The following is a 3,698-nucleotide window of genomic DNA, read 5'->3' on the forward strand; positions in this document are numbered from 1 at the left end:
GACAACACCACCGTCCTCCCCCTCCTCCGCAACAACGACAACGAACCCCACCACCTCACCACCACCCTCACCACCACCTGGACCACCGGCACCACCCCCACCCCCACCACCAACCCCCACACCACCAACCACACCCCCCTCCCCACCTACCCCTTCCAACACCAACACCTCTGGCTGAGCGCCCCGGCCCGTCGCAACGGCACGCCCTCCGGGCACCCGCTCGCCGACGCCGTGGTGGAGCTCGCCGGTGACGGCGGCGCCGTCCTGACCGGGCGGCTGTCCATCCGCACCCACGGCTGGCTGGCCGACCACGCCGTCCTGGGCACCGTCCTGCTTCCCGGCACCGCGCTGGTCGACCTCGCACTGCACACCGCCGGCCGTCTGGGCGCCGAGCGGCTCGGCGAGCTGACCCTGTTCGCGCCCGCCGTCCTGACCGAGCGGGAGACCCTGGAGATCCAGGTCACCGTCGCCGGTGCGGATGCCGACGGCCGTCGCGAACTCGCCGTCCACAGCCGGGCCGAGGGAACGTCCGAGTGGACCCGCAACGCCACCGGCTGGGCCGTCCCCGGCACGACCGACACCGCCGTGGCCGACCTGTCAGCCTGGCCGCCGACCGGCGCCGCCCCGCTCGACGTGGACGGACTGTACGAGCGGCTCGCCGCCGACGGCCGCACCTACGGCCCCGCCTTCCAGGGGCTTCGCGCGGCCTGGCGCTCCGGCGACGACCTGTACGCCGAGGTGCAGCTGCCCGAGGGCGCGCGCAACGAGACGGCGGGCTTCGCGCTGCACCCCGCCCTGCTCGACTCCGCCCTGCACGCCCTGCTCGTCGAGGCCACGCCCGGCGACAGCAACAACGACAGCGACAGCGACAGCGGTGAGCTTCGCCTCCCGTTCTCCTGGTCCGGCACCGAGGTGCACGCTTCCGGCGCCACCGCGCTCCGCGTGCGGCTCAGCCCCGACGGCCAGGGTGGCATCTCCCTGGACGCCACCGACCCGGCCGGTGGACCGGTCGCCTCCGTCGAGGGACTCGTCCTCCGGAGCGTCCGCGCCGACGCGCTCACCCTCGGCGCCACCACCGCCGGGCCGCTGTACCGGGTCGCCTGGTCCGCCGTACAGGCTCCGGCCGCCGGCCCCGCCGCGACCTGGACCGTGCTGGACCCGAGCGGTCACGCGGCCGGGCTGGACGCGCTGCGCCTGGCCCACCCCGACGGCTCCCTGCCCGACCTCGTACTGGCGGTCCCCGCCTCGGACGGCGATCCCGCTGCCGTCCGGGACACGCTGCACCGCTACCTGACGATCATTCAGGACTGGCTCGCCGAGCCGCGCTCCAGCGACTCGCGACTCCTGGTGCGTACGGACGGCGCCGTCGGCACCTCACCCGCCGACCCGCCGCGCGACCTCGCGGCCGCCGCCCTCTGGGGCCTGGTCCGCAGCGCCCAGAGCGAGAACCCCGGCCGGATCGTCCTGCTCGACGCCACCGACGCACCCGACGCCACCATCACCGCCGCCCTCGCCGGTGCCGGCGTCGAACCCCGACTCGCCCTGCGCGACGGTGAGCTGTTCGCCCCCCGCCTGGTCCGCACGGCCGACGCCGACGACGCGGCCACCGCCCCCGCGCCGATCGAGGGCACCGTCCTGCTGACCGGTGCCACCGGGGCCCTCGGCGGGCAGATCGCGCGCCACCTGGTCACCCGGCACGGCGTCCGCCGGCTGCTGCTCGTCAGCCGGAGCGGGCCCGAGGCCCCCGGCGCCGAGCAGTTGCTCGCCGACCTCAGCGAGCTCGGCGCGGAGGCCGTCATCGCCGCCGCCGACACCGCCGACCGCGAGGCGCTGGCGGCCCTGCTCGCCACCGTCCCCGCCGAGCACCCGCTGACGGCGGTCGTCCACGCCGCCGGCGTCCTCGACGACGGAACGCTGAACACCCTCACCCCGGAGCGCCTCGATGCCGTGCTCCGCCCCAAGGCGGACGCCGCCTGGCACCTGCACGAGCTGACCCGCGAGCTGCCGCTGACGGCGTTCGTCCTGTTCTCCTCGGTCGCCGGTGTCTTCGGCAGCGCGGGCCAGGGCGCCTACGCCGCCGCCAACTCCTTCCTCGACGCACTCGCCGAGCAGCGCCGCGCCGCGAACCTGCCCGCGCTCTCGCTGGCCTGGGGCCTGTGGGAGGGCGCCGACGGCATGGGCGCCGAGCTGAGCGGCGCCGACCGCGCCCGGCTGCGCCGGGCCGGGGTCGCGCCGCTCTCCGCACCGCAGGCCCTCGGACTGCTCGACACGGCCCTCGCGGGCGACGACGCCGCCGTCGTCCCCGTCCGGCTCGACCTCGCCGCGCTGCGCAGTGCCGCGACGTCCGACAGCGTCCCGGCCCTGCTGCGCGGGCTGGTCCCGACCGCCCGCCGGGCGGCCGCCACCGGTCCGACGCGAACGAACGGCTCCGGCTCCACCTCCGTCTCCGCGCTCGCCGCCGAACTGGCCACGCTGGACGCGGCCGAGCGCACCTCCCGGGTCGTCCAGCTCGTCCGGACCCACACCGCCGAGGCCCTGGGCCACCCGAGTACCGACTCGGTGCCGACCGACCGCGCCTTCACCGACCTCGGCTTCGACTCGCTGACCGCCGTCGACCTGCGCAACCGCCTGGCCGAGGCGGCCGGCCTGCGGCTGTCCGCGACCGCCGTCTTCGACCACCCGACGGTGACCGCCCTGGCGGCGCACCTGCTCGACGAACTGCTGGGCTCGGCCGAGATCGTCCCGGTCGCCACCGCCGTCGGCGCCTCGGACGACCTGGTCGCCGTGGTCGGCATCGGCTGCCGCTTCCCCGGCGGGGTCAACTCGCCGGAGGACCTCTGGCGCCTGGTCGCCGACGGCGTGGACGCGGTCACCGACTTCCCGACCGACCGCGGCTGGGACTTGGAGAACCTCTACCACCCCGACCCCGAGCACCCCGGCACCGCCTACGCCCGCGAGGGTGGATTCCTCGACACCGCAGCCGACTTCGACCCGGCGTTCTTCGGCATCAGCACGCGTGAGGCGCTCGCCACCGACCCGCAGCAGCGCCTGCTGCTGGAGACGGCCTGGGAGGCGCTGGAGCGCACCGGCATCGACCCGGCCACCCTGCGCGGCAGCAAGACCGGCGTCTTCGCCGGCGTGATGTACGACGACTACGGCGCCCGGCTGTACGGAGCCGCACCGGAGGGCTTCGAGGGGCACCTCGGCCAGGGCAGCGCGGGCAGCGTCGCCAGCGGCCGCGTCTCCTACGCCCTGGGCCTGGAGGGCCCGGCGGTCACGATCGACACCGCCTGCTCCTCCTCACTGGTCGCCGTCCACCTGGCTGCCCAGTCACTGCGCTCCGGCGAGAGCACGCTCGCGCTGGCCGGCGGTGTGACCGTGATGGCGACGCCCGCGACGTTCGTGGAGTTCAGCCGCCAGCGCGGCCTGGCCCCCGACGGCCGCTGCAAGCCCTTCGCCGCCGGCGCCGACGGGACGGCCTGGGGCGAGGGCGCAGGCCTGCTCGTCCTCGAACGACTGGCGGACGCGCGGCGCAACGGGCACCCGGTGCTGGCGGTCCTGCGCGGCTCGGCGGTGAACCAGGACGGTGCGAGCAACGGCCTGACCGCGCCGAACGGGCCTTCGCAGCAGCGGGTCATCCGCCAGGCCCTCGCCAACGCCGACCTCACCGTCGACCAGGTCGACGTCGTCGAAGCCCA

Annotated in this window: 1 protein-coding gene; it reads left to right on the forward strand. The window is 75.9% G+C overall.

The annotated features are described in order from the left end of the window. A partial coding sequence (locus ACFUK0_RS39830) for a type I polyketide synthase (RefSeq protein ID WP_380258923.1) occupies positions 1-3,698 on the forward strand: 3,698 nt, incomplete at both ends.

The sequence above is a fragment of the Kitasatospora sp. NPDC057223 genome (assembly GCF_042669755.1).
Classification (GTDB): Bacteria; Actinomycetota; Actinomycetes; order Streptomycetales; family Streptomycetaceae; genus Kitasatospora.